Raw genomic sequence first — 26655 nt, forward strand, 5'->3', positions numbered from 1 at the left:
TTATCTCGAATCCTGTGCAGCCCTGTGTTGTCAGGCTCGTTGCGGGATCGGCTGACAGTGGTTTGCGGAGTCTGCGATGACTGAATCCACCGAGCGTGACCAGCGCCACCTGGCTCGTATGCAGCGCAAGAAGGCGATAATCGACGAGCGCATTGCCAACGCTCCGAGCGAATGCGGCTTGTTGCTGGTACTCAGCGGTAACGGCAAAGGCAAGAGCAGCTCTGCTTTCGGCATGCTGGCCCGGGCCATGGGCCATGGCATGCAATGTGGCGTGGTGCAGTTCATCAAAGGCCGTAACAGCACCGGTGAAGAATTGTTCTTCCGACGCTTTCCCGAGCAGGTGCGCTATCACGTGATGGGCGAGGGCTTCACCTGGGAAACCCAGGACCGCCAGCGCGACATCGCTGCTGCCGAAGCAGCCTGGGCGGTATCGCGCCAGTTGCTGCAGGACCCCAGCATCACCTTCGTCGTCCTTGATGAACTGAACATCGCCCTCAAGCACGGCTACCTCGACCTGGACCAGGTGCTCAGCGACCTGCAGGCGCGTCCGCCGATGCAGCATGTGATTGTCACCGGTCGCGGTGCCAAGGATGAAATGATCGAACTGGCCGATACCGTCACTGAGATGGGCATGATCAAACATGCCTTCCAGGCTGGCATCCGCGCCCAGAAGGGCGTTGAACTATGAGTGACACGCGCCACTGCCCGGCGGTGCTGATTGCCGCCCCGGCCTCGGGCCAGGGCAAGACCACGGTGACGGCGGCGCTGGCGCGGCTGCACCGCAACCTCGGGCGTAAGGTGCGGGTGTTCAAGTGCGGCCCGGATTTTCTTGATCCGATGATCCTTGAACGAGCCAGTGGTGCGCCGGTGTACCAGCTCGACCTGTGGATGGTGGGGGAGCAGGAAAGCCGACGTTTGTTGTGGGAAGCGGCGGGCGAAGCCGATCTGATCCTGATCGAAGGGGTCATGGGGTTGTTCGACGGTACACCGTCGAGTGCCGATCTGGCCCGGCATTTTAATGTGCCGGTGCTGGCGGTGATCGACGGCACCGCCATGGCTCAGACGTTCGGTGCTCTGGCCTTGGGGCTGGCGCGTTATCAAGCGGACCTGCCGTTTGCCGGGGTACTGGCGAACCGCGTCGGTACCCTGCGTCACGCCCAATTGCTCGAAGGCAGCCTGACGCAAGGGCTGCGCTGGTACGGCGGTCTGTCGCGAGAAACCGGTATTGAGCTACCGAGTCGCCACTTGGGACTGGTTCAGGCCAGTGAACTCAATGACCTGGATGTTCGCCTGGATGCCGCAGCGGCAGCCCTGGGGGCCAGTTGTGAGTCGTCCTTGCCGCCACCCGTAGCGTTCGCTGCGCCGTGTGTCGAGGTCATCGAACCTTTACTTAGTGGGGTTACGATCGCAGTGGCTCGGGATGAAGCCTTCGCCTTCACCTATGGTGCCAACCTCGACTTGTTGCAGGCCATGGGTGCTGAGCTGAAGTTTTTCTCGCCGTTGCATGACCGTACCTTGCCGCCAGCGGACAGCTTGTACCTGCCGGGCGGCTACCCGGAACTGCATCACCAGGCACTGGCCGCTAACACCTCGATGCTCAGCGCTATCCGCGCTCATCACCATGTCGGCAAACCCCTGCTCGCCGAATGTGGCGGCATGCTCTACTTGCTCGAAGCCCTGACGGATGTCGCCGGCGAGCGCGCCGAATTGCTGGGCTTGCTCGAAGGTGAGGCCGTGATGCAAAAACGTTTGGCAGCCTTGGCCTTGCAAGCCGTGGAACTGCCTGAGGGCACCTTGCACGGGCACACCTACCACCATTCGCTGACCACCACTGCACGTGAGCCGATTGCCCGTGGCCATAGTCCCAACGGTGGACGTGGCGCTGAAGCGGTCTATCGTTGCGGGCGCCTGACCGCCTCCTATGTGCATTTCTACTTTGCCTCCAACCCCCAGGCGGCGGCGGCGCTGTTAGCCCCATGAGCGACCAGGCTTTCACGGACGCCGAACGCGCGGCGGTATACCGGGCTATCGCCGAGCGTCGCGACATGCGTCACTTCGTCAAGGGTGAGGTGGCGCCCGAACAGTTGGCGCGTCTGCTGGAAGCGGCGCATCAGGGGCCCAGTGTCGGCCTGATGCAGCCGTGGCGCTTTATCCGCATCACCGATGGCGATCTGCGTCAACGCATCCAGGGCTTGGTGGAAGCTGAGCGGGTGCGCACCGCAGAGGCGCTCGGTGAGCGCTCTGATGAGTTCATGAAACTTAAGGTTGAAGGCATCAGCGACTGTGCCGAAGTGCTGGTGGCGGCCTTGATGGATGATCGCGACAAACATATTTTCGGTCGCCGGACCTTGCCGGAGATGGACCTGGCCTCGTTGTCCTGCGCGATCCAGAACCTCTGGCTGGCAGCACGTGCCGAAGGCTTGGGGATGGGCTGGGTATCGCTGTTCGAACCGCAGGCACTGGCCGAGCTGCTGGGCATGCCGGTCGGGGCCAAAGCCGTGGCAATTCTGTGCCTAGGCCCGGTCCAGGCGTTCTATCCGGCGCCGATGCTGGTCCTTGAAGGGTGGGCCACGGCGCGCCCCTTGAGCGACATGGTGTTTGAAAACCAGTGGGGAGAATCTTGATGAGTGTGGCGTTGCTGACGGTTGCCGGGGTGGCGCTTGATGCGCTGTGGGGGGAGCCCCAGCGGCGCCATCCACTGGTTGCCTTCGGCCGTTTTGCCGGGCGCCTGGAGCAGCGCTTCAATGCTGCCGGTCGTGGTTGGCGCAGCCATGGTGTAACCGCCTGGTTCCTGGCGGTGATTCCGTTGACCTTGTTGGCCACCTTGTTGTCCTGGTTGCCCTACATCGGTTGGCTGGTGGACGTCCTGCTCTTGTACTGCGCCTTGGGCCTGCGCAGTCTGGGGGAGCACGTGCGACCGGTGGCTGAGGCCCTGGGTCGCGCCGACCTGGAAGAAGCACGTCGCCGTGTGGGCTTTCTGGTCAGCCGTGAAACTCGTGAACTGGACGAGACCGCTGTGGCACGCGCTGCCACCGAGTCGGTGCTGGAGAATGGCAGCGATGCGGTGTTTGCCGCATTGTTCTGGTTTATCGTCGCCGGTGCGCCGGGGGTGGTGCTCTATCGCTTGAGCAATACCCTGGATGCGATGTGGGGCTATCGCAATGAGCGCTTCGAGCGATTTGGTTGGGCGGCAGCGCGTATCGACGACCTGCTCAACTATATTCCTGCCCGTCTGGTAGCACTGACATACGCACTGCTCGGCAAGACCCGCCTGGCGCTCAGTTGCTGGCGTCGCCAGGCGCCGCTGTGGGACAGCCCTAATGCAGGGCCGGTGATGGCGGCCGGGGCGGGGGCCTTGGGCGTGGAACTCGGTGGCCCGGCGGTGTATCACGGTGAACGGCACGAGCGCCCGCAACTGGGCGAAGGTCCGGCGGCGGACGCTGACGCCATCGAACGTGGCTGGCGCCTGGTGTGCCAAGGTGTGTGGTTGTGGTTGCTACTGTTGTGCCTGGGGGCTGAATTCTATGCTTGAACACGGTGGACGCCTGCAACGTGCCGTGCAGCAATACGGCATCGCGCGCGAGCAATGGTTGGACCTGTCCAGCGGTATTGCCCCTTGGTCCTTCGCCATTCCTGACATTCCGCTTTGCGCCTGGGCGCGCCTGCCGGAAACCGACGATGGCCTGGAACAAGCCGCCGCCGCGTATTACCGGGTCAAACAGGTATTGCCGGTAGCCGGTTCCCAAGCCGCGATTCAGGCCTTGCCGCACCTGCGCGCGCGCGGCACGGTCGGCGTGCTTTCGCCCTGTTATGCCGAGCACGCCGAGGGTTGGCGGCGCGCCGGGCATCAAGTGATCGAGCTGCACGGCGAGTCTGTGGACGACCAGCTCGACCGCCTGGATGTGCTGGTGGTGGTCAACCCCAACAACCCTACCGGGTGCCGGATCGACGCTGAGCGATTGCTCGCCTGGCATGCCCGTTTGGCCCAGCATGGGGGGTGGTTGCTGGTCGATGAAGCGTTTATCGACAACACCCCTGCGCACAGCATTGGCGCCCAGGCAGAGCGCCCTGGGCTGATCGTGCTGCGCTCGTTTGGCAAGTTCTTCGGCCTGGCCGGCGTGCGTCTGGGCTTTGTCCTGGCTGAGGCAACGCTGTTGCAACGCCTGGCCGAGTTGCTGGGGCCCTGGACCGTCAGTGGCCCAACGCGGATTCTCGGCCAGGCCTGCCTGCTCGACCGGGCCGCGCATCAGCAGCAGATTGCGCGCTGTGCGGCGGCCAGCCAGCAGCTGTCCGCCTTGCTCAGCAATGCAGGCTTTCCCCCCAGAGGGGGCTGTGATCTGTTCCAGTACCTGGTCACCGATGAGGCTGAGCAGTTGCATGAATTCATGGCCAAGCGCGGCATTTTGCTGCGCCTGTTTAGCCAGCCGGCCAGCCTGCGCTTTGGCCTGCCAGCCACTGAGGCAGACTTTCAGCGTTTGGCCCACGCTTTCAACGACTACCGCAAGGAACCGTCATGAGTACCCTGATGGTGCAAGGCACCACCTCCGATGCAGGCAAGAGCACCCTGGTGACTGCGCTGTGCCGCTGGCTGCTGCGACAGGGTGTGGCAGTGGTGCCGTTCAAGCCGCAAAACATGGCTCTCAACAGCGCGGTCACCGCTGACGGCGGTGAGATCGGCCGCGCTCAGGCAGTCCAGGCCCAGGCCGCGGGACTTGCGCCGCACACCGACATGAACCCAGTGTTGCTTAAGCCCAACAGCGACACCGGGGCCCAGGTGATCGTCCACGGTCGCGCCGTCACCAGCATGAATGCGGTGGCTTACCACGACTACAAAGTCATCGCCATGCAAGCGGTACTCGACTCTCATCAGCGCTTGAGTGAGCAATACCCGGTGGTAATGGTCGAGGGCGCGGGCTCCCCTGCAGAGATCAACCTGCGGGCCGGGGATATCGCCAACATGGGCTTCGCCGAAGCGGTGGACTGCCCGGTGATCCTGATTGCCGACATCAACCGCGGTGGCGTTTTCGCTCACCTGGTCGGGACCCTGGAATTGCTCTCTGCCACCGAGCAGGCGCGGGTCAAAGGCTTCGTCATCAACCGTTTTCGCGGTGACATCGCCTTACTTCAACCGGGCCTGGACTGGCTCGAAGCGCGTACCGGCAAACCGGTATTGGGCGTGCTGCCGTATGTGATGGACCTGCACCTGGAAGCCGAAGACGGCATTGATCAGCGCCAGAGTGACAAGGCCGCACGCGCCCTCAAAGTGATCGTGCCGGTACTGCCGCGCATCAGTAACCATACCGATTTCGACCCGCTGCGCCTGCACCCGCAAGTGGACCTGCAGTTCATTGGCCCGGGCGATGCGATTCCCGCTGCGGACCTGATCATCCTGCCAGGCTCCAAGAGCGTGCGCGGCGACCTGGCGCAATTGCGTGCCCGTGGTTGGGACCAGGCCATCAGTCGGCATCTGCGCTACGGCGGCAAGTTGCTGGGTATTTGTGGCGGCCTGCAGATGCTCGGGTTGCAGGTGGATGATCCATTGGGGCTGGAAGGGCCGGCAGGCAGTAGTGACGGGCTGGGCCTACTCGACTTTGTCACGGTGCTGGAGGCGCAGAAGCAGTTGCGCAATGTCAGCGGCACCCTGCAACTGGAGCAGGCACCGATCAGCGGCTACGAAATTCATGCTGGGGTAACCCAAGGCGTGGCCCTGGAGCAACCGGCGGTGCACTTGGCTGACGGTCGCCACGACGGTGCTATCAGCGCCGACGGGCAGATCTTCGCCACCTACCTGCACGGCCTGTTTGAAAGCCCGCAGTCTTGTGCGGCGCTGTTGCGCTGGGCCGGCTTGCATGACGTCGAAGACGTCGATTACCAGGCCCTGCGCGAACGCGACATCGATCGCCTGGCCGACCTGGTCGAACAGCACCTGGATACCACCTGCCTAAGGCAACTGTGCGGACTGAACTGACATGCTCAACCTTATCCTCGGTGGTGCCCGTTCCGGCAAGAGCCGCCTGGCCGAACAACTGGCCGAGCGCAGCGGCCTGGCGGTGACCTACATCGCCACCAGTGAACCACTGGATGGCGAAATGAATGCCCGCGTGCAACTGCACCGCGACCGGCGGCCGTCCAGTTGGAGCCTGATCGAAGAACCGCTGGCCCTGGCCCAGGTCTTGCGCACCAACGCCGGTGCCGAACGCTGCCTGTTGGTTGACTGCCTGACCCTGTGGCTGACCAACCTGCTGATGCTGGATAACCCCGAACGCTTGCTGGCTGAGCGCATGGCACTGCTCGATTGCCTGGTGCAATTGCCCGGCGAGATCATTCTGGTCAGCAACGAGACCGGCCTTGGCGTGGTTCCGCTGGGCGAGCTGACCCGGCGCTATGTCGATGAAGCCGGCTGGTTGCACCAGGCCATTGCCGAGCGCTGCCAGCGGGTGGTGCTCACGGTTGCCGGCTTACCCCTCACTTTGAAAGGAACTGCACCATGAGTCAGACCTGGTGGCTTGATGCCTGCCGTGCCCTTGATCAGGAAGCCATGGCTCAGGCCGCGGCACGCCAACAGCAATTGACCAAACCAGCAGGTTCACTCGGGCGCCTGGAGTTGATCGCTGTCCAGCTGGCTGGCCTGCAGGGGCAGCTCAAGCCTTGCCTGGAGCAGGTCAGTATTGCGATTTTTGCTGGTGACCATGGTGTGGTTGCTGAAGGCATCGCGGCCTATCCGCAGGCGGTGACGGTGCAGATGCTGTACAACTTTGTCGGTGGTGGTGCGGCGATCAGCGTGCTCGCGCGCCAGCTCCAGGCGCACCTGGAAGTGGTGGATCTGGGCACTATCGACCCGGATCTGGAGTTGCCGGGCGTGCGTCATCTGCGAATCGGTGCCGGCACCGCTAATTTCGCTGTGGCCCCGGCAATGACCCGCGAGCAAGGCTTGCAAGCACTGCAGGGCGGTCGCGAGAGTGCCTTGCGTGCAGCGGCCAGCGGCAGTCAGTTGTTCATTGGCGGCGAGATGGGCATTGGCAATACCACGGCGGCCAGTGCGCTGGCGTGTGCCTTGCTCGCGTGCCCGGCCATCGAGCTCAGTGGCCCCGGAACGGGTCTGGATGCTGCGGGTGTGCGGCACAAGGCTGAAGTGATCGAGCGTGCGTTAGTGCTGCACGGTGACCTATCGAATGATCCGTTGCGGGCGCTGTTCTGCTTCGGCGGTTTTGAAATCGCAGCCTTGGTGGGTGCCTATCTGGGCAGTGCCCAAGCCGGTGTCGCGGTGCTGGTCGATGGTTTTATCTGCACCGTGGCCGCGCTGGTGGCGGTGCGGATCAATCCGGGGTGCCGTGACTGGCTGCTGTTTGGCCATCGCGGTGCTGAGCCGGGGCACCGGCGGCTGCTGGCCGAGTTGGGCGCGGAGCCGGTGCTGGAACTCGGCTTGCGCCTGGGCGAGGGCAGTGGTGCAGCGCTGGCAGTGCCGGTGTTGCGCCTGGCCTGCGACCTGCACGGGCAGATGGCAACCTTCGCCGAAGCTGCCGTAGCGGACCGTCCGGCATGATCATCGATCTGCTGCGCCATGGTGAAACCGAGCTGGGCGGCGGCCTGCGTGGCAGCCTGGATGATGCCTTGACCGCCAAGGGCTGGGCGCAGATGCATGCTGCGGTGGCTGGCATACAGCCTTGGGATGTCTTGGTCAGTTCACCCTTGCAGCGCTGCGCGCGATTTGCCCAGTCGCTGAGCGAGCAAATGGGGTTGCCCGTGCAATTGGAACCGGCACTGCAGGAGTTGCACTTTGGTGAATGGGAAGGGCGCAGTGCCGCTGATCTGATGCTCACCCATGAACAGCAACTGGGGCAGTTCTGGTCCGACCCCTATGGCTTCACCCCGCCTGGCGGTGAGGCGGTGATCGACTTTGCTGACCGCGTGCTGGCCGCCATTACCCGGCTGCACCATCAACAGGCGGACAAGCACGTGTTGCTGGTCACCCATGGTGGCGTGATGCGGCTATTGCTGGCGCGCGCCAGGGGACTGCCCCGGGAGCAGTTGTTGCAGGTCGAAGTCGCTCATGGCGCCTTGTGTCGACTTGAAGTAAAGGCGGACGGTAGCCTGCGGGAAGTGCGTTGAAATGTTGCCCTTCTGGATCGCCTTGCAGTTCCTGAGCAGTTTGCCGGTGCGCCTGCCAGGGATGCCGAGCCCTGAACAAATGGGCCGCTCACTGCTGTATTACCCGGCGGTGGGAGGGGTGTTCGGCGTATTGCTCTGGGGGCTGAGCACGCTGCTCGACGGCAGCCCGTTACTGTTGCATACCGCGTTGCTGCTCAGTGCCTGGGTGCTGCTCAGCGGAGCCCTGCACCTGGATGGCCTGGCCGACAGTGCCGATGCCTGGCTGGGGGGCTTCGGCGACCGCGCGCGTACCCTGGAGATCATGAAAGATCCACGCAGCGGGCCCATAGCCGTGGTAACGCTGGTACTGGTGCTGTTGCTGAAGTTCTGCGCCTTGCTGGTGCTGGTCGAGCGAGGGCAGGGCGAGTGGCTGATCATCGCGCCGCTGCTGGGGCGCGCCGCCTTGCTCGGGCTGTTTCTGTCCACGCCTTATGTGCGCGCGGGGGGGCTGGGGCAGGCGCTGGCCGATCACCTGCCACGACGTAGTGGGCAGTGGGTTTTGTTTGTAAGTTGCGTCCTATGCCTTTGTCTGACTGGTCTGCAAGGTCTGTATGTATTGGCTGTCGCGGGCGTGGCTTTCTTCTTCTTTCGTCGAATGATGATTCGGCGATTAGGCGGCACGACCGGTGATACTGCCGGTGCGCTCCTGGAATTGCTGGAGTTGGCGGTTTTACTCAGTCTGGCATTGTGATCGCTGGGTTATCCGGGGGCGGCTTTTCCCTGGCAGTGGCGAGCGTATGCTTGCCTTCTTTGTCAGGGAGGTGACGTATGCGGGGAAGGTTGCAACGCGGACTGCTGATGCTGTGTTGTGCGTTTGGTAGCGCGAACGCCGCCGATTTGATCGATTTTTGGGAGGCGCCACGCCACGGTGGCAACAGTTTCAACCGGCTGCCGCCTGATCAGGCGTACTTCCAGGCACTCAAGGATTACGGTGCCAGTTGGGTCCGTCTGTCTTACGACAAGTGGCAGCCTACCGGGCGCGACTTCCTCCTCGGCGATGCCGATGGCTACAAGGGGCTGGCTGCCGAGGACCTGGTGCAACTGCGCAACGTACTCGACGCTGCCCAGAGTGCCGGGCTCAAGGTCGTCATTGCGCCACTGTCGTTGCCGGGCATGCGCTGGGTGCAGAACAACCATGATCGTTTTGACGACCGCCTCTGGCAGGACAAGGCCTGGTGGTTGCAGTCGGCTGCCTTTTGGCGGGATCTGGCTGCAGCCCTCAAGGACCATCCGGCCATTGCCGGCTACAACCTGATCAATGAGCCCGCGCCGGAAAAGAGGGGTGGGCTTGCCGAGCATGCGGCGGCGGCAGACATGCAGGCCTGGTATCGCCAGCAACAGGGCGGCACTCGTGATTTGCCGGCGTTCTACACCCAGGTCATTGCCGCCATTCGTGAAGTGGACCCGCTAACGCCGGTGATGGTCGACGCTGGCTGGTATGCCGCCGCCGATGCCTTTGCCTACTGGCCGGCCCCTTTGTCTGACGCTCGCGTGCTGTACAGTTTTCACATGTACGAGCCTTACCACGCTACCAGCGCGCCAAACCTGAACCGGGCAAAACCGTATGCCTATCCAGGTACCGTGAAGTTTGCCGGGCAGCAGCAGGTGTGGGGTCGTGAGCGGGTTGAGAAGTATTTGAAAAGCCCCCAGCAGTGGGCGCAAGCTCACCAAGTGCCTGCCAGCCGCCTGGTGGCGGGGGAGTTTGGCTGCATGCGGCGCTTGCCGGGATGTCGACAATACCTTGAGGACGTGCTGACAAGCCTTGATCAAGCCGGCCTGCATTGGGCCTTTTACAGCTTTCGCGAGGACAGCTGGGACGGCATGGACTATGAACTGGGCAGCGCCAAGGTGCCCTGGGCTTACTGGCAGGCCATCGAGCAAGGGCACCCCGACCCGCTGAAACGCCAAGCCACTGTAGAGTTTGAGCCGATTAGCAAGCGCCTGCTGCCCTAGTCGGATCAGGAAATCCTTGCCTCAAGGTTTATGCGGGTATATACACGTATTCATGTTGACCAGTGAATGTATCTGCACCCATCTGCGTCGTGCGGCCCGTGGGGTCAGCCGACACTACGACGAAGCCCTTGAAGGTTTCGGGATCAATGTCGCGCAGTTTTCCCTGCTGCGGCATTTGCGTCGTCTCGATCAACCGAGTATCTCGACCTTGGCCGATGCCATGGGCCTGGATCGCAGTACCCTGGGGCGTAACGTGCGGGTGCTGGAAGCTGAAGGGTTGCTGGCCCTGGCTGAAGGTCGGGACCTTCGCAATCGTCTGGTGCTGTTGACCGATCAGGGGCATGAGCGTTTGCGCGCAGCTGAGCCAGCCTGGGAAAAAGCCCAGGCCGATTTGATTGATACCTTGGGTGAAGGGCAGCGCGATGAACTGGTGCGTCTGCTTGAGCTGCTTGCCTGAAACCTTTATGACATAAACGGGTATATACCCGTATAGCCTTGCGGCACTTTGGAGAAAACAATAATGACATCGGTATGGCGAACCAGTGGTTGGATTCTCCTCGGCGCTGCGTTGATCCTGGCGCTCTCTCTGGGCGTGCGGCATGGCTTTGGCCTGTTCCTGGCACCGATGAGTGCCGACTTCGGCTGGGGGCGTGAGGTGTTCGCCTTCGCCATTGCCTTGCAGAACCTGATCTGGGGGCTGGCACAACCCTTTGCCGGGGCCTTGGCGGATCGCCTTGGTGCAGCAAAAGTGGTGATGGTCGGCGGTATTCTCTATGCCGTCGGGCTGGTGTTGATGGGCATGTCTGATTCGGCGCTGACGCTGTCGCTGAGCGCCGGCCTGCTGATTGGTATTGGCCTCTCCGGCACATCGTTCTCGGTGATCCTCGGCGTGGTGGGTCGCGCCGTTCCCCCAGAGAAGCGCAGCATGGCCATGGGGATTGCCAGTGCCGCCGGGTCCTTCGGTCAATTCGCCATGCTCCCGGGTACCCTCGGCCTGATCGGCTGGCTGGGCTGGTCAGCGGCCTTGCTGGTGCTGGGTTTGCTGGTGGCCTTCATCGTGCCGCTGGTGGGGTTGTTGAAAGATCGACCGCTACCCAGCCACGGTGCCGAACAAAGTCTGGGTCAGGCCTTGCGTGAAGCCTGCACACATTCTGGTTTCTGGCTCTTGTCCTTGGGCTTTTTCGTCTGTGGCTTTCAGGTGGTGTTCATCGGCGTGCATTTGCCGGCCTACCTGGTCGACCAACACCTGCCGGCGACCATTGGCACCACGGTGCTGGCACTGGTCGGGCTGTTCAATATTGTCGGCACCTACACTGCTGGTTGGCTGGGCGGACGGATGTCCAAGCCGCGTTTGCTGACGGCGCTGTATCTGTTGCGGGCGGTGGTGATCGTGTTGTTTCTCTGGGCGCCGGTCACGCAGTTCAGCGCTTACCTGTTTGGCATCGCCATGGGGCTGTTGTGGCTGTCGACCGTGCCGTTGACCAATGGCACGGTGGCGACCCTGTTTGGCGTGCGTAACCTGTCGATGCTCGGCGGTATCGTGTTTCTGTTCCACCAGTTGGGCGCATTCCTGGGCGGTTGGCTGGGCGGGGTGGTGTACGACAAAACCGGAAACTACGACTTGGTCTGGCAGATTTCGATCCTCCTCAGCCTGTTGGCGGCGGCACTCAACTGGCCGGTGCGTGAACGCCCTGTGGCGCGCCTGCAGGCGCAAGCGGCATGAGCCGCTTAGCTCTGCGTGGGCTCCTGGCGTTCGGTGCGCTACTGCTGCTAGCGTTGATCTGGTGGGGCTGGCATGAAGGTGGACTGGCGCTGATGCAGTTGGGCATGGGCGTGTGCTAGGCGTATTCTGAACGTCATAGACCGGTTCAAGGGAGAGACGATGATGCGTGCACGCTGGCTGTTGGTTCCACTGTTCACCCTGATGGCTGCCGCATCCGTGCAGGCCGCCGACTGTCCAGCCTTGCTCAAGGGCAGCCTGCCGGAATTACGTGGCAAAGAGCAGATTGACCTGTGTGAGAAGTTTGCGGGTAAGCCGCTGGTGGTGGTCAACACCGCCAGCTATTGTGGCTTCGCGCCGCAATTTGAAGGCCTGGAAGGGGTCTACAAAACTTACAGGGGGCAAGGGCTGGAGATGCTCGGGGTGCCGTCCAACGACTTCAAGCAGGAGGACGCTGACGCCGAGAAAACCGCCAAGGTCTGCTATGCGAACTATGGCGTCACCTTCACCATGACCAAAGCCCAGCCCGTGCGCGGCAGTGATGCGATTCCCTTGTTCAAGAACCTCGCCAAGCAGAGCAGCGCGCCGAAGTGGAATTTCTACAAGTACGTGGTAGATCGTCAGGGCAACGTGGTCGCCAATTTTTCCAGCCTGACCAAGCCCGATGACCCTGCATTCACAGCCGCGATCGAGAAGGCCATCGCTTCGCAACCGTAAGCAGTCCTCAGTGGCCGGGATGCACTGTCCAGGCCACCAGCTTGAGCACCACCGGGCGAACCACCAGGACGCAGGCAAAGGCGACCGGCATGGCCAATTGATAAGCCTTGAGCACATTGCTCAGGTAATTCGGGTCGATGCCGGCGGTTGCGGCAGTGATCACGAAACACATCAGCAAGGCCATGATCGCCGACATATAGAAGGCGAATACGTAAGGCGTGGCGCGAGCGCCCAGTTTGCGGCGGCTGCGGGTGACGTTCTGCATGCTCATGCGGACTCCTTGGGTGCAATGAAGGGCGCAGCCTAACAAGCGTCGCAGGCGCTCAGGTAGACGCGGCGAGCTTAGGTCTTTATAAAGAAATTCTTACGAATACCGGACTGATCGCTATGAATCTGCTGGGCTCGATCAAGAGTTTCATCAAAGTCGTCGAAGCTGGCAGCATTGCGGGTGGCGCCCGAACCCTAGGCTTGAGCGCAGCGGCCGTCAGCCAGAACATTGCTCGGCTAGAGGCCCACTTGCAGGTCCGCTTGCTGTCGCGCACTACCCGCAGCATGGCGTTGACGCCTAATGGCACGCTTTACTACGAGAAGGTCAAGCACATCGAACGTGACCTTGAACAAGCGCACCTGGCGATCACCACACCCGATTGTGAACCCAAGGGGCGCTTGTGTATCGCTGCGTCATCGGCGTTCGGTCGGCATGTGCTGGCGCCTCTGATTCCGGCCTTTAGCGCCCGTTATCCGCAGCTTTCGATTGAACTGGTTACGAATGATCGGCGGGTCAATCATGCCCAAGAGGGCGTCGATGTCAGTATCCGTATCAAGCCGCAGTTGGAGGATGGTTTGCTGGCACGGCACATAGCTCAGGTGCCGTTCATTTGCTGTGCTTCACCGCAGTACCTGGCGCAGGCGGGATGGCCTGGCGCGCCAGAGCAGCTCAAGGCGCATCGGTGTCTGGTGTTTCGTTATCCGGTGGACGGGCGCTTCTTGCGCTGGGGCTTTGTACGTGACGGGCTGCGCTTTGACGCCGAGTTTGGTGATGTGTTGATCAGCGACGATATTGATGTGCTCACGCAGATGGCGGCCAACCATGGCGGCATTGCGCGTCTGGCGGAATTCGTCGCCAGGCCCTACATCGAGCGCGGGCAACTGGTGGCGCTGTTCGAATACTCACAGCCCACCCAGGCTTATGCGCAGACCGAGCCGATGGATATCTACCTGTGTGTAGCTGATCGTTTTGCGATGACGCCCAAGGTGCGGGTGTTCATGGACTATCTGCAGGAGAGTCTGGGCATTACCGAGCCGGTCGGCGCGCAAGAATGAAAAAACCGCCCGAGGGCGGTTTTACTACAGCATGGTGAAATCAGAAACGGTAGGTGAGCGAAGCACCCACACCGTGAGCGCTGTTTTCGTACTTGGCGTTGTACGAACCCTTGGTCGGGCTGCTCAGGTTGACCTTGGTGTCTTCTTCCCACAGGTAGGAGTAAGCCAGGTCGATGGTCATGTCGTCGTTCGGGCTCCAGCCAGCGCCCAGGCTGAACACCTTACGGTCGCCAGTCGGGATACGTGGCGAACGGTCATGGTTGTTGGTCGGCGACTGGTCGACGGTGAAGCCGGTACGCAGGACCCACTCTTTGTTCAGCTTGTACGATGCACCGATGGCGTGTGCCCAGGTGTCGTGCCAGTTCTGCTCTTCGCTGATGGTGCCGAATTGGCCGGCCAACGGTGGCGGCACTTCGTTCTGCACGGTGATCGCTTCCAGGCGGCTCCAGCGGGTCCAGGTGCTGCCCGCGTAGAGGGTCCACTGGTCATCCAGCTCGTGGGTGACCGAGAAATCGACGGATTCAGGGGTTTTGATTTTCAGTTCAGCGTCAAACTTACTGCCGCTGAACGGGCCGATCAGGGCGTTGTTGACCTTGGTGTTACCTTCGAGCTTGTAGTCGACCATCGAGTGGTAGGTCAGGCCCAGGCGCGTCTTGTCGGTGGCCTGAACCAGGACGCCGATGTTGTAGCCGACGGCAGTGTCGTCGCCCTTGATCTTCACTTCACCATCGTTGCTGCCCGGGGTGAACGGGTTGATGGTGTTGGAGCTCAGTTCGCCTTTGATTTTGTTAATGGTCGGGCCGAAACCGATCGAAACCTTGTCGTTGAAGGCATAGCTGACAGTAGGCTGGAAGGTGATGACTTCAACGTAGCTTTTCTTGCCCCAGTAGCGGCTGGCAGCTTCGTCCTCATACTCGGTCACCAGGCCGAAAGGGGCGTAGATACCGAAGCCAACGCTCCAGTGCTCATCGATGGGCTTGACGTAGAAGCCCATAGGAACGCCCACGAACGGAACCATGTCACCGTCGGTAGAACCGCCAGGGAAGCCGCCGCCCGAGATATCGGACTTGGCGATCACGGCTGCGGCGCCGACAGTGATTTGCTCACGTTTCAGGCGCGACATACCGGCAGGGTTGCCGAATACGGTGCTGGCATCATCGGCAGACGAAGAACGACCCGCGAAACCTGTGCCCATGCCGCTGACACTCTGTTCGTTGAGGGCAAAGCCGCTGGCGAACAGTTGAGTCGAGGCGAGAGTGACGGCGAGGCTGAGAGAGGTTTTGAGCATTACTTTTTTCATTATTAGAACTCCTTGGGATCTCCGGGGCGAAAATTACCAACATTTCGCCCGCAGCGCTATAGGCTGTATCGCAGGAGATAGAGCGGTTTTGTAGGACAATCCGACCAGGTTGGCCGGATTTTTCCGAATATGGAGTTCAGTGACTGTCAGCAGGCTTCAAGAGTCACAGGCGCGATGCAGGTTTGCCAGGCGCAGGTGAAATCGCGCAGGCGTCCCTGGGGGTGGAAGGTCTGGCGCCAGATGCGCGCAAGGCCCAGGAGATCGTCGGCAGCGGGGAGTGTGGGGCCTTGTTCTTCAATGAGCATCCAGGCGATGGCGGTGGCGTAGCGCAGGTTGACGGTCAGTTCCAGGTGCGGGCCGCTGAGGAAGGCGTGCTGGCTGGCCAGGCCGCGAACCAGGCTGGCCAGGTCGGGGTCGCGGGCCAGGAACTGGTCCCAGACGCTTTGGTGGCGTAGTTCAGCAATCCGGTAGAGGCCATGGCCGCGTCGATCATGCAAGGCTGAGCCGAGGGCAGATTGGCTGGCGGCAACACCCAGCAACAAAGCTTCGGCGCTTGCGCAGTGGCGGCCCAGGTAGATCAGGGTCGGGCGAATGACAAATTGGCTCAACTCGCTCGCGGCGATACCCATAATGCCCTCGAACTTGAATTTGGCCGGCGGACGCTGGAGCTTGGCAGCTGGAGAGTCGGTCAGGCCCGCCGGAAGCAGCCTATGCCGCTTGAGTTGAAGTGTAGTGTCATATTCGTGCTGTAAAGGGCTGTTTTTAAAACATTTGCGGCTTTTAGTTATAAATCATATGCCGTGCGGTGATTAAGAAAGCTGCCCGTGGGGGTGTCGTGACTGGCCCGGTGTAGCCGCTGCCGCGAGGCTGCGATCGGGCGTGAAACGCCCGCAAACCGGGCTACCGCGATTTGTCAGACCCGCCGGGGAGCCCGCGTTGCGACTGCCCAGCAGTCGATCGCAGCTTCGTGCCGCGGCAGCGGCTACTAGTACCCATAAAAAAGCCCCGCGAGAGGGCGGGGCTTGAGCTGTTGCAGCGAAGCGCGGATCAGGCAATCAGTGCCTGACGGGTGCGCTCGATAACCGCTTGCAGCGGTTCGGCTTGGCTGTACTGCTCGGGGTACAGACGCTCGCTGTGACGGGCAATACCGTGCTCGTTGACCAGGGTGAAGCTGAAGCTGCCTTTGCGCGAGGCATTGATCAAGCAGTTCAGGGGGGCAAATGCCTGGGAAAGGGTGCTAATCGCAGCCTGAGTATGGATAGAGTGAGTCATAGTTATTAGATGTTCCTGCAATAGACACGGTTTCGATCCGTGCACACTTAAAACGTTCCAGTAACGCCGAGATTTAGCCTGGGCGAAGAACCTGACTGGAACAGGGCAGCCAGTTTTGGGCGCATTTATCATGTGGCGCTGGGGCTGACTGGTAGGTACGTCAGAGGGCAGGCAACACACCGGGTCGAGGTTCTATGCCACGGGGTGAAGATCCTGATCAATCTGCAGGTTGGTTCGGTCAGAGTAAGAAGTGATTTACCTGGGAACCATCGAGTGGGCCGGTCCTTGTTTCAACAGGCGCTGTTCCAAGATGGAGAGGGCGCTGTAAGGACTGCTTTGGCCAGAATTGACTTTCAGCTTGGTACTAACAGTGGGAAGACTACCGTAAAGGACGGGGTCTTGGCAAGGGATGATGGCTTTTCATTCGCGGAGCCGGCCAGTATCTCGTGTTTTCAAGGATCTGTGAAGGGGCACTGCAGGGGGGATAACGTCGCTAACGTGCCAAATTCGTGCAACGAACTGCCTTTCATTGGGGCGCTTGTGCACACATGGGGCAGTCGATGTTACAGCCCTGCAACACCCCCTGATCGAGCGGCCAATGACTTGACCGAGAACTTAAGTCAATGAAAAAAAACACTTATTTTAGCTGGTGAAAAAATCGTCAGTTTGAGCCAAAGCCCCATTTTATAGGGGTTTGCGGGGTCTTGGAGGGGGTTGTCCACCGAGTTATCCACAGCTTCTGTGGATTGTCCCGAGCGCTTGCTCTAGGACGGGCGTGCTAGCTTTTTCCGATGTGTCCGACAATTTTCCCTCAGGCATATGACAGAAGAAAAACACCTCAGCGTGCGTCAATAAAAAGACGCAGAAATATTTTGAAAAAAGTAGCGGAAGGTCTCGGGCCATTGGCAGAAAAAAGGAGTAGAGTGGCGCGCCTCTCGAGTTGTCATCGCTGTTGGTTATGAAGTTTCGCGCCAAAATTCCTGCAATTGATACCCCGCCACCGCCTTTGTCCGAGCCCAAGCGTTTCTCCTTGAAGGTCGCCTTGTGGCTACTCGACAATCCGCGACTGGGCGACAACCCCAACGTCAAGCACTTTGCCGGGCGCTTGCTCAAGCAGCCTGCACGTCAGGGGGTGGTGGTTGCGCAAAGCCGTTTGGGGCAGATGCTCTGCCGTGATTGCGGCAACGCGCGCGACCGGCGCATAGGTCACGACCTGTTGCGTCAGGCGGCTCGCGCGGGCGACCGACGCGCGCAGCTCGAATACGGCCGCTTGTGCACGCAACCGCAGATCAACGAACCCGAACAGGCGCGCTACTGGCTGGAGCTGGCGTCTTCTCAAGGCTCTCAGGAAGCCCGGCGCTTGCTCAAGCAGTTACCAGACGCTTGACTGCACGGCAGGGGCAAGGCTGATAAGCTCTGCCGTTGATTTTGCTTGGGAGTAATCGGGTGGTGATGGCGTTGGATCTGACCAGCATTGTGCTGGGTATCATGGCAGCCGCAGTGCCTTGTCTGGGCTGGGTGTTTCAGCAGCAGAGACGTTTGGCAGCCCGTGAAGCGCAAACAGCCTTGCTGGAGGAGCGCCTGGGCAGTGCCCAGTTGGCTCAGGAAGGCTTGCTCGCCCAGCTTGACGCCAGCCGCGATGAAATCAGTGATTTGAGCATGGCCAACGCTGCCAAGCAGGCGACCCTGGCGGCGCAAACCCGTGAGCTGGAGTTGCTGCAGATCGACCGCGACAACGCCCGTGATGCTGCCCATGCCTGGCAGCTTGAGCGCAGTGCCCGTGAAGCCGAACTGCGCCGCCTGGACGCCCACAGCGCGGCCTTGAGTGCCGAACTGCGCGAACAGCAAGAAAGCCATCAGCAACGCCTGGACGATCTGCAGGGCTCGCGGGACGAGCTGCGCGCACAGTTTGCTGAAATGGCGACGAAGATCTTTGACGAACGTGAGCAACGTTTCGCTCAGACCAGCCAGCAGCACTTGGGGCAATTGCTCGACCCGCTCAAGGAGCGTATCCAGGCGTTCGAGAAGCGCGTTGAAGACAGTTACCAGCAAGAAGCGCGTGAGCGTTTCTCCCTGGCCAAGGAGCTGGAGCGTCTGCAGCAACTTAACCTGCGCTTAAGTGATGAGGCCACCAACCTGACCCAGGCGCTCAAGGGCCAGAAAACCCAGGGTAACTGGGGGGAGCTGATCCTTGAGCGGGTACTTGAGCACGCGGGGCTGGAGAAAGGCCGCGAGTACCAGACTCAGGTCAGCCTCAAGAGTGCTGACGGCGAGCGCTTCCAGCCGGACGTGCTGATCATGTTGCCGGGTGACAAGCAGGTGGTGGTCGACTCCAAGGTCAGCCTGACGGCCTATCAGCAGTATGTCGGCGCTGACGACAGCGAGATTGCCCAGGCGGCACTCAAACAGCATGTGCTGTCGTTGCGCAATCACGTCAAAGGCTTGTCGGGTAAGGACTACAACCGCCTGGAAGGCTTGCACAGCCTGGATTTCGTTCTGCTCTTCGTGCCGATCGAAGCGGCCTTCTCTGCAGCGCTGCAGGCCGAACCCAACCTGTTTCAGGAGGCTTTCGACCGGCAGATCGTGATTGTCAGCCCAACCACCTTACTGGCCACCCTGAGGGTGATCGACAGCCTGTGGAAGCAGGAGCGCCAGAGTCAGAATGCCCGGGAAATCGCCGAACGTGCCGGGTGGCTGTACGACAAATTCGTGTTGTTCATTCAGGACCTGGACGAACTGGGCAATCGCTTGCAACAGGTCGATAAAGCCTACAGCGCTGCCCGCAACAAGCTCTGCGAAGGGCGTGGCAACCTGATCAGTCGCAGTGAGCAACTTAAGTTGCTCGGCGCCCGCGCCAGCAAGAGCCTGCCGGCCGATTTGCTGGAGCGGGCCATGAGCGAAGGCGACCCGCTGGCCACCAGCAGCCTTACTGGACCAAGCTCAGATGGCGATTGAGCAGGGCCCGCAACGCCGCCGGCTTGACCGGCTTGGCGAGGAAGTCGAGGCCGGCAGCATGCACCTGCGCCACGGTTTCGCTATGGCCGTCGGCACTGATCACCACGCCAGGTACCGGTTCGCCCAGGCGTGTGCGTAGCCAAGCCATCAGCTCGGTACCGGTTTCGCCGTCGTCCAGGTGGAAATCGACCAGCGCCAGATGCGGACGCATGCCTTCTTTGAGCAGCGCATCGCATTCGTCGCGGTTACGCGCCGTCCACACCTGACATCCCCAGCGGCTGAGCAGGCTGTTCATGCCGATCAGAATGCTGTCTTCGTTGTCGACACACAGCACCTGCATACCGGCCAGTGGCTGACCCGCTTGCTCGGCGGGGGTGACGAGGGTGGCGACCGGTGTGGTGGCCAGGGGCACGCTGACTCGGAACACGCTGCCTTTGCCTGGCCAGGAGCGCACCTCCAACGAATGACCGAGAACCCGGCACAGGCCATCGGCAATCGCCAGGCCCAGCCCCAGGCCTTTTTCGGCGCGGGTCTGATGGCTGTCCAGGCGTTTGAATTCCTCGAAAATCACCTGCAGCTTGTCATCGGCAATGCCTGGGCCGCGGTCCCAGACCTCCAGCCACAGCTTGCCGCCGTCTCGGCGGACACCGAGCAGGATCGGGCTCTTGCCGTAGCGGAAGGCATTGGTCAGGAAGTTCTGCAGGATCCGCCGCAGCAGTTTCATGTCGCTGTGCACCCGCAAGCGGCTGGAGCGTACGCGAAAATCCAGGCCCTGTTGCTGGGCCAATACCTTGAATTCGGTCCCCAGGGTGGTGAACAACTCGTTCAGGGCAAACGGCTTGGGATCAGGGGTGATCTTGCCGTTTTCCAGGCGCGAGATATCGAGCAGGTCACTGATCAATTCCTCGGCTGAGCGCAGCGAGCTGTCCATGTGCTGCACCAACTGCTGGGCGTCTGTGGAGAGACCGTCGCCCTGGTGGGAGAGCGCTGCAGAGAACAGGCGGGCAGCATTGAGCGGCTGCATCAAGTCATGGCTGACGGCCGCCAGGAAGCGGGTCTTGGATTGGTTCGCAGACTCAGCGTGGCTCTTGGCTTCGGTCAGCGCCTGGTTCAGTTGCGACAGCTCCTGAGTGCGCTCGGCGACCCGTTGCTCCAGGCCTTCGTTGGCCTCCTTGAGCGCTTGTTCGGCTTCGCGGAACGGGGTGATGTCGGTGAAACTCATGACGAAGCCGCCGCCCGGCATCGGGTTGCCGATCAACTCGATGACCCGGCCATTGGGGAACAGCCGCTCAGAGGTGTGTGCACGACCCTGGCGCATCCAGTGCAGGCGCCGGGCCACATGGACCTGCGCTTCGCCGGGGCCGCACAGGCCACGTTCGGCGTTGTAGCGAATGATGTCGGCAATCGGTCGGCCGACGCTGATCAGCCCGTCGGGGTAATTGAACAGCTCCAGGTAGCGGCGGTTCCAGGCCACCAGCAGCAGGTTCTGGTCGACCACGCTGATGCCTTGGCTGATGTTCTCGATGGCGCCTTGCAGCAGGGCGCGGTTGAACTGCAGCACTTCCGAGGCTTCGTCGGCGATGCGCACCACGTCTTCGAGTTGCATGTCACGGCCTTCAATGGCCGCCTTGACCACCGCACGGGTCGAGGAGGTGCCCAGCACCCCGGCGAGCAAGCGTTCGGTGTGCTCGATCCAGTCACCGTCGGCGTTCTGGTTGGGGTTGAAGCCCTTGCCCTGACGGTAGGCAAAGCGGATGAAACTCTGTCGCGCGCGTTCTTCGCCGACAAAGCGCGCCGCCAGTTGCAACAGGTCGTCGATCTGTACTGCCAGTAATGAGCGGCTGTTGGGCCGGGCGCTGGTCTGTTGACCGATAAACCGTCCGGCTTGCCAGTGCTCCGACACGCGGGTACGCGAGAGGATCGAAACCCAGGCGAACAGGGTGAAGTTGCCGGCCAGCGACAACACCACCCCTTGAGTCAGCGGGGTAATCGGCAGGTTCAACGGGTTGCCGTGCAGCCAGGCCAGCCCTGGAAACAGGTCCAGCGACCAACCCAGGCTGTGGGCGGCGATCGGCAGCACCAGGGTGTAGAACCAGAGAAAGATCCCGGCAGCCAGGCCGGCGAACACACCGCGACGGTTGGCCTGCTTCCAGTACAGGGCGCCGAGCATAGCCGGGGTCAACTGCGTTATGGCGGCAAAGGCGATCTGGCCGATGGTTGCCAGGCTCGCGGTGGAACCGAGCAGGCGGTAGCTGACGTAGGCCAGCAGCAGGATGACAACGATGGTCACTCGGCGTACCGAGAGCATCCAGTGGCGGAACACTTCGAACGGCCGCTCGGCGTTGTTGCGGCGCAGCAACCAGGGCAGCAGCATGTCGTTGGAGACCATGGTCGACAGTGCCACCGCTTCAACGATCACCATGCCGGTGGCGGCCGAAGCGCCGCCGATGAACGCCAGCAATGCCAGGGCCGGATGCGCTTCGGCCAGCGGTAGGCTGATGACGTAGGAGTCGGGTATCACCCCTGGCAGCAACATCTGCCCGGCCAAGGCAATCGGCACCACAAACAGCGCGGCGAGGATCAGGTACATCGGAAACACCCAGCGGGCCAGGCGCAGATCCTGCGGCTCGATATTCTCGACCACGGTGACATGAAACTGCCGAGGCAGGCAGATGATCGCCATCATCGCCACGCCGGTCTGAACCACCATTGACGGCCAGTTAATAGTCTCGTTCCAGAAGCCTTCCAGGCGCGGGGCCAGTTGTGCCTTGCTGAACAGGTCGTCGAAACCGTTATACAAACCAAAAGTGACGAAAGCCCCGACGGCGAGGAAGGCCAAGAGTTTGACCATCGATTCGAAGGCAATGGCCAGGACCATGCCGCGGTGGTGTTCGGTCACATCCAGGCTGCGCGTACCAAACACAATTGAGAACAGGGCCAGTACCAGCGAAACCACCAGTGCGGTGTCTTGCACGCGGCTGCCGGTGGCGTCGGCGCTGGCGCCAATCAGCAGGTTTACACCCAGTACGATGCCTTTGAGCTGCAAGGCGATGTAGGGCAACACACCCACCAGGCAGATCAGTGCTACCACCACCGCCAGGGTTTGGGATTTACCGTAGCGGGCGGCAATAAAGTCGGCAATTGAGGTGATGTTTTCCTGTTTGCTGATCAGCACCATCTTCTGCAGCACCCAGGGCGCGAACAGCAGCAACAGCACGGGGCCCAGGTAGATCGGCAGAAATGCCCAGAGCTGTTCGGCGGATTGGCCGACGGCGCCGAAGAACGTCCAGCTGGTGCAGTACACCGCCAGCGACAGGCTATAGACCCAGGCACGCAAGCGCGGTGGCAGCGGCGTTTTGCGCCGGTCACCATAGAAGGCGATAGCGAACATGATGGCCATATAGGCCAGGGCGACCACGGCGATCAGCCCACTGGACAGCGACATGACTACTCCGAAACAAAAAATGGAACAGCCGTCGGCGTAACGGCGAACCTCGATCAATCAGTCTGGCACGCCGCAGGCGCTTCGTCAGCGCCGACGATGGTAGCAGTGGCAGAGCGTCGCAGGTTCAGCGGGCAGGCGTGCCTCGCGAGCTTTTTGTGACTCACCAACCAACAGTCTGCAAATACGGATGTATTTTCGGAAGCGTCTGACATCAATTATTTGTCGCGCTTGGTAGCGTTTCCGGGTGTTGTCCTTGGCTCAAGCACGCTTTGGGCACCAGCGCTGCGTATCCAGCACATGGCCAACGCTTGCCTGCACTCAGACATGAACAAGGACGTGTGATGAACAAGCCCGCGACAGAAGCCGAACTGAACCAGGCCCGGCTCTACCAGGAATTCACCAACGCCCCGATGGGCAGGGGCCAATGCGCCTTCAGACAGGCCGAGGTGGCGATTTTCCCGGTGCGTTATGCGTTGGACGAATCACCGCTAAGCAAAGGCAGTAGCCAAGGACCGAATCCGCTTCCCGCCGGCTGGTCGAGCAAACAGCCCCCGCTGCAGACCCGCAGCTACACCCTGCGTCAGCTGCGTGATGGCTGGCTGTATGTGTGGAACAGCGTCGACCAGACCTTCCACGAGTACCAGGTAAACGCTGAGTACTTCACCCGCCACCGCTGGACCGACAGCGAGTTGAATCAGGACACGCGTCACAACCCGGGCGAAAGCCAGCCGTACCTGCTCTATCCCCGCCGTAGCCAGCTGCGTATCGCATACTCGCCGGTGCAATGGACCTGGCGCATGTGCGAGCTGATGCGCAGCAGCGCCACCGAACAGCACCAATGGATGCGAGCGGTGGATCTGCCGGCGTTTTGTGCCAGCGGAACCGTCGAGCACGGTGGCTTGATTACCGAGCTGGGCAACAGCGTGGCGGATATTTTCGTCTACGGCGCCAACGCCCCGACCTTTTCCAGCACGCTGTTGCCGACAACAGCGAGTGAATCAGACCTGCCGAGCAAAGCGGCGTTCGAAGAGGCCTTGGTGCGCGGGCGGGTCCCCGAACAAGACACGGCGCTGTTCATCGCGCTGGATGATCCGTTGGCCATGGTCGACGACTTGAACATGAACCTGACCGGTCGGCTGATGGAACTGAGTCAGTTTGAAAGCCAGCACCAACACACAATGGAAAGCGCGCTCGCCGTCGAGCGGTTGTGTGGGTTTGATAGCGATGCATTTATCCCCGCCTCAATTGAGGACCCTATAGAGCGCCAAGCCTGCACCGACGACCTGTACACCCTGCTGAAAGCCGTGGATGAAGTCGAGCGTGGCAAGGACCTGGTCTCTACCGATTTGGAAAGCGTGGTGGAGATGGGCGCGACTTCGGCACTCACTGCCGCCAGGGCCACGTTTGAAGGCAGATGGGGGCAACTGTCCGGGCAAGGTGATTGGCAGGCCGCCCTTGAAGAATGGAAGGCCAAACGCTTGTGGCGCGAGGACGTGCGCTTTGATGAGGTGCAGCAGTACCTGAGTCAGACCACCACCCAGGCGCAACGGCTTCGAGCGCATGGCCAGCGAAGCGAAGCGGATCTGCTCACCTGGCTTGATCGCCTCAGCCCCCGCGCTGAGGCGGTTTACCACGACACCTGCAAAGCCGACCAAGCCAGCGAATTGCTGGAGACCGCAAACGCGCTGTACACCGTACTGGGCAACGGGCAGAGCGGGCAAAAGTGGCTGTGCCAGCAGGCCAGGCGACCGACCAGCCTGTTCGGCCTGGCGCTGTACAACTTCAGCCCGGACGTGGCGGCCTTGATCAAAACGGTGTCGCACAACTTCACCACCTACGGCACCCTTGACGACCAGGGCCGTGAAGGGGATGGCAGCACCCCGGCACTGACGCCGAGCGCGGCGGGTGATGTGACGAGCATGGCCACCCGAGCCAATGAAATGAAAGCGGTCCTTGACCTGGAGTCAGTCCGCAACAGCCCGCCTTACCAAGCCATGAGCAGCGCCGCCAAGCAAGCCATGAGCACCCTGATTCAGGTCGCCAACAACCAGGCCAGGGACGCCTGGCACGGGCTCAGCGGCATGCTGCTGCCGGCCATGAAGCAAGACACCGGCTTGACCCTTGCGGCGACCCAGGTGTTGATCTCCACTGAAATATCCAGCGCCACCCAGTTGCTCACCAACCCGACCTACTTACGTGACTACCAGGCCTGGCTGCTGCAAGTGCAAACCGTGAACAACAAAATAACTGGCGCCAAGCGCGTGTTGCTTCACCCCGCGCCGGCTCACGACCAACGCAGCGCGCGAATATCACTGCAAACCCATGAAGAACAGCTGAAACAGCTGTTCCTCAAACGGCCTAACCAGATCATCGCCAAAGCGTCTGGCAGCACACGCCTGAACGCCCCGCTGGGGCTGATTAACAGCTGGCTCGTCGACCTGGGGCAGTCTGAGGTGTTGGCGCAACTGAAAGTGGCCGGTACCGAAGATTACCTGGTGCGCACCAAAGCCTGGATGGGGCAGAACCTGGGCAATGCCTTGCCAGCCTTGCTGGTAGGTTTGAACGTGTGGAACGTCTGGAGCAGCGCCAAGAAGGCGCAGAACGACGGTCATTTTTCTGCGGATGAATGGCGCACCATGGGGGCCAATGCCGCTTACGCCGCCAATGCCATCGCGGCGTTGTGGGTTGGGCCGGCTTGGAGTCGGGCGGGGGGGATGTCTACGAAGTTGGGTGGCAAAACACTTAAGGTTGCTCAGGCTGGTTATTTTCAGTGGCTAGCAAAAGCCAAAACTTCTGCCAGTGGGAGTGCCCAGGCTGCGGTTGCAAACGAGTTTGCCACGGTTTCGAAGGGTCTGATTTTGCGTACGGTGACATGGGCAGCGTTGGGGGCCGTTGCTGCTGGGCTTGAGGCGTGGCAGATTGCCAAAGACGCAGATGTTGCCACTAGCGAGGAAGAGAAAACGCTCCTTAAATGGAAGCTTCGTATTGTTCAAGGGACGGGGCTTGTTGCCTTAGGCCAGCTAATTGGCGCAAGGCTCGGCTATTGGGTTAGTTTTGCCTGGATTATGTCGACGCCAGTAACGATCATGTTAGCGCTCTTGGGTATTGCCTATCTGATGGTCTCCATGGCCGCCAACCGCTTCAAGCGTGAGGGGCTGCGCTTGTGGCTGTACCGCTGCAGTTGGGGACGCGGGGCAACACCTGCATCGCAGGGCAAGGAAGGCCATCTCGAACAAATGCAAATGCTGCTGGAGACCCTGCAGCGCCCCACAGTAATGGCAAGGGCCTTGTCTTACGGCGGTGGTAGCACTCCGAGGAGATGGCTGGGCTTCTGGGTGCAAATCCAGCTGCCTGCAGCGTTGGCGGGCAAAGAGCTGACCTTGCAGCCAGCGATAATCGAGAAGCGTTATTTTTCGAAAGGCCGGCTGTCTGTCACAGAGAGCAATTTTTACGACCAGTTTCTCGAAGGTAACTGGGTCGACCCAACGCTGCTTGGAGAGTTGCCGGGAGGACCAAGAAATAAACTCAGTCCAGCGGACTTCACCTACCCCTCGCAAGAGCAACACCGACTTTGGCAAGTCTGGATAGATAGCTCCGCGGCCAGTCCGGTCCTTGAATTGGAGGTTAAATATCCGGCTGGCGTGCGGCAGCGAAGCGATCGTCGTGGATACATGTTTCGGCTGGCCCTGGAATGGACAACGAATGAAGCCGACCGGGTCAACACTGCATTTAATAATGAGTTGATGGAGAAGGATGGCATCGTACTGGCCAATAAAAATACCAAACTCTTAAAGCTGGATGTTCCAGATTAAACTAATTAGT

24 protein-coding genes are annotated in these 26655 nt (G+C 61.1%); 19 read left to right on the plus strand and 5 right to left on the minus strand.

What is annotated here, in order from left to right:
• Positions 1–76 precede the first annotated feature (76 nt).
• The 15 genes from cobO to CX511_RS06985 all read left to right on the plus strand — a co-directional run bounded on the left by cobO (position 77) and on the right by CX511_RS06985 (position 12538).
• Positions 77–688 carry a cob(I)yrinic acid a,c-diamide adenosyltransferase gene (gene cobO / locus CX511_RS06920; protein ID WP_045187377.1) on the plus strand — a complete coding sequence of 204 codons (612 nt, stop codon included), beginning with the start codon at positions 77–79 and terminating at the stop codon, positions 686–688.
• Positions 685–1980, plus strand: a complete 1296-nt coding sequence (locus CX511_RS06925; protein WP_101292236.1) for a cobyrinic acid a,c-diamide synthase CobB — start codon at positions 685–687, stop codon at positions 1978–1980. The genes cobO and CX511_RS06925 overlap by 4 nt, the downstream gene beginning before the upstream one ends.
• Positions 1977–2624 (plus strand): 5,6-dimethylbenzimidazole synthase, encoded by a 648-nt coding sequence (bluB, locus tag CX511_RS06930; RefSeq protein WP_045187373.1) that lies wholly within the window; start codon positions 1977–1979, stop codon positions 2622–2624. Before CX511_RS06925 ends, bluB begins: the two co-directional genes overlap by 4 nt.
• On the plus strand, positions 2624–3532 hold the full coding sequence (cbiB, locus tag CX511_RS06935; RefSeq protein ID WP_045187372.1) for an adenosylcobinamide-phosphate synthase CbiB: 909 nt from the start codon (positions 2624–2626) through the stop codon (positions 3530–3532). The genes bluB and cbiB overlap by 1 nt, the downstream gene beginning before the upstream one ends.
• The gene (gene cobD / locus CX511_RS06940) at positions 3525–4517 is read left to right on the plus strand and encodes a threonine-phosphate decarboxylase CobD (protein WP_101292237.1); all 993 of its coding nucleotides are present in this window, start codon (positions 3525–3527) and stop codon (positions 4515–4517) included. Before cbiB ends, cobD begins: the two co-directional genes overlap by 8 nt.
• Positions 4514–5968, plus strand: coding sequence for a cobyric acid synthase (locus tag CX511_RS06945; protein WP_101292238.1), 1455 nt, complete (start codon positions 4514–4516; stop codon positions 5966–5968). The genes cobD and CX511_RS06945 overlap by 4 nt, the downstream gene beginning before the upstream one ends.
• A gap of 1 nt (position 5969) precedes the next feature.
• On the plus strand, positions 5970–6491 hold the full coding sequence (cobU, locus tag CX511_RS06950) for a bifunctional adenosylcobinamide kinase/adenosylcobinamide-phosphate guanylyltransferase (protein WP_045187369.1): 522 nt from the start codon (positions 5970–5972) through the stop codon (positions 6489–6491).
• A complete protein-coding gene (gene cobT / locus CX511_RS06955; protein ID WP_045187368.1) occupies positions 6488–7543 on the plus strand; it encodes a nicotinate-nucleotide--dimethylbenzimidazole phosphoribosyltransferase in 1056 nt (351 codons plus the stop codon). Before cobU ends, cobT begins: the two co-directional genes overlap by 4 nt.
• Complete coding sequence (gene cobC / locus CX511_RS06960) at positions 7540–8109, plus strand: alpha-ribazole phosphatase family protein (protein ID WP_101292239.1); 570 nt, start codon at positions 7540–7542, stop codon at positions 8107–8109. Before cobT ends, cobC begins: the two co-directional genes overlap by 4 nt.
• A gap of 1 nt (position 8110) precedes the next feature.
• The gene (locus CX511_RS06965) at positions 8111–8839 is read left to right on the plus strand and encodes an adenosylcobinamide-GDP ribazoletransferase (RefSeq protein WP_101292240.1); all 729 of its coding nucleotides are present in this window, start codon (positions 8111–8113) and stop codon (positions 8837–8839) included.
• A 107-nt stretch (positions 8840–8946) separates the two neighbouring features.
• On the plus strand, positions 8947–10101 hold the full coding sequence (locus CX511_RS06970; protein WP_231353433.1) for a glycoside hydrolase family 5 protein: 1155 nt from the start codon (positions 8947–8949) through the stop codon (positions 10099–10101).
• A 52-nt stretch (positions 10102–10153) separates the two neighbouring features.
• The gene (locus CX511_RS06975) at positions 10154–10558 is read left to right on the plus strand and encodes a MarR family winged helix-turn-helix transcriptional regulator (protein WP_045187364.1); all 405 of its coding nucleotides are present in this window, start codon (positions 10154–10156) and stop codon (positions 10556–10558) included.
• A 63-nt stretch (positions 10559–10621) separates the two neighbouring features.
• Positions 10622–11824 (plus strand): MFS transporter, encoded by a 1203-nt coding sequence (locus tag CX511_RS06980; protein WP_045187363.1) that lies wholly within the window; start codon positions 10622–10624, stop codon positions 11822–11824.
• Positions 11821–11943: a hypothetical protein gene (locus CX511_RS25405; protein ID WP_256205390.1), complete on the plus strand. Its 123-nt coding sequence runs from the start codon at positions 11821–11823 to the stop codon at positions 11941–11943. The genes CX511_RS06980 and CX511_RS25405 overlap by 4 nt, the downstream gene beginning before the upstream one ends.
• A 43-nt stretch (positions 11944–11986) precedes the next feature.
• Entirely contained in the window at positions 11987–12538 is a 552-nt protein-coding gene (locus CX511_RS06985; protein ID WP_045187480.1) for a glutathione peroxidase, read from the plus strand.
• Between the two features lie 7 nt (positions 12539–12545).
• Here the strand turns inward: CX511_RS06985 and CX511_RS06990 are convergent, their stop codons facing one another.
• Positions 12546–12809, minus strand: a complete 264-nt coding sequence (locus CX511_RS06990; RefSeq protein WP_045187362.1) for a DUF2798 domain-containing protein — start codon at positions 12807–12809, stop codon at positions 12546–12548.
• A 116-nt stretch (positions 12810–12925) separates the two neighbouring features.
• On the opposite strand from CX511_RS06990, the gene CX511_RS06995 reads away from it, so the two are divergent.
• Positions 12926–13861 (plus strand): LysR family transcriptional regulator, encoded by a 936-nt coding sequence (locus CX511_RS06995; RefSeq protein ID WP_045187360.1) that lies wholly within the window; start codon positions 12926–12928, stop codon positions 13859–13861.
• A gap of 40 nt (positions 13862–13901) precedes the next feature.
• On the opposite strand, the gene CX511_RS07000 is transcribed toward CX511_RS06995, so the two are convergent.
• The 3 genes from CX511_RS07000 to CX511_RS07010 form a co-directional block, all read right to left on the minus strand.
• Positions 13902–15161, minus strand: a complete 1260-nt coding sequence (locus tag CX511_RS07000; RefSeq protein ID WP_045187358.1) for an OmpP1/FadL family transporter — start codon at positions 15159–15161, stop codon at positions 13902–13904.
• Between the two features lie 146 nt (positions 15162–15307).
• On the minus strand, positions 15308–15790 hold the full coding sequence (locus CX511_RS07005) for a hypothetical protein (protein WP_101292241.1): 483 nt from the start codon (positions 15788–15790) through the stop codon (positions 15308–15310).
• A gap of 418 nt (positions 15791–16208) precedes the next feature.
• The gene (locus tag CX511_RS07010) at positions 16209–16433 is read right to left on the minus strand and encodes a hypothetical protein (RefSeq protein WP_045187354.1); all 225 of its coding nucleotides are present in this window, start codon (positions 16431–16433) and stop codon (positions 16209–16211) included.
• A gap of 958 nt (positions 16434–17391) precedes the next feature.
• Between CX511_RS07010 and CX511_RS07015 the strand changes: the two genes are divergently transcribed.
• Together CX511_RS07015 and CX511_RS07020 are read left to right on the plus strand one after the other, a co-directional pair.
• Positions 17392–17820, plus strand: coding sequence for a tetratricopeptide repeat protein (locus CX511_RS07015; protein WP_045187479.1), 429 nt, complete (start codon positions 17392–17394; stop codon positions 17818–17820).
• Between the two features lie 179 nt (positions 17821–17999).
• Positions 18000–19388 (plus strand): DNA recombination protein RmuC, encoded by a 1389-nt coding sequence (locus CX511_RS07020; protein WP_177327816.1) that lies wholly within the window; start codon positions 18000–18002, stop codon positions 19386–19388.
• On the opposite strand, the gene CX511_RS07025 is transcribed toward CX511_RS07020, so the two are convergent.
• Positions 19360–22833, minus strand: a complete 3474-nt coding sequence (locus CX511_RS07025; RefSeq protein WP_101292242.1) for a hybrid sensor histidine kinase/response regulator — start codon at positions 22831–22833, stop codon at positions 19360–19362. The genes CX511_RS07020 and CX511_RS07025 overlap by 29 nt on opposite strands.
• Before the next feature lie 341 nt (positions 22834–23174).
• On the opposite strand from CX511_RS07025, the gene CX511_RS07030 reads away from it, so the two are divergent.
• Entirely contained in the window at positions 23175–26645 is a 3471-nt protein-coding gene (locus CX511_RS07030; protein WP_220639107.1) for a T6SS effector BTH_I2691 family protein, read from the plus strand.
• Positions 26646–26655: the final 10 nt, after the last annotated feature.

The organism is Pseudomonas sp. S06B 330, assembly GCF_002845275.2.
GTDB lineage: Bacteria > Pseudomonadota > Gammaproteobacteria > Pseudomonadales > Pseudomonadaceae > Aquipseudomonas.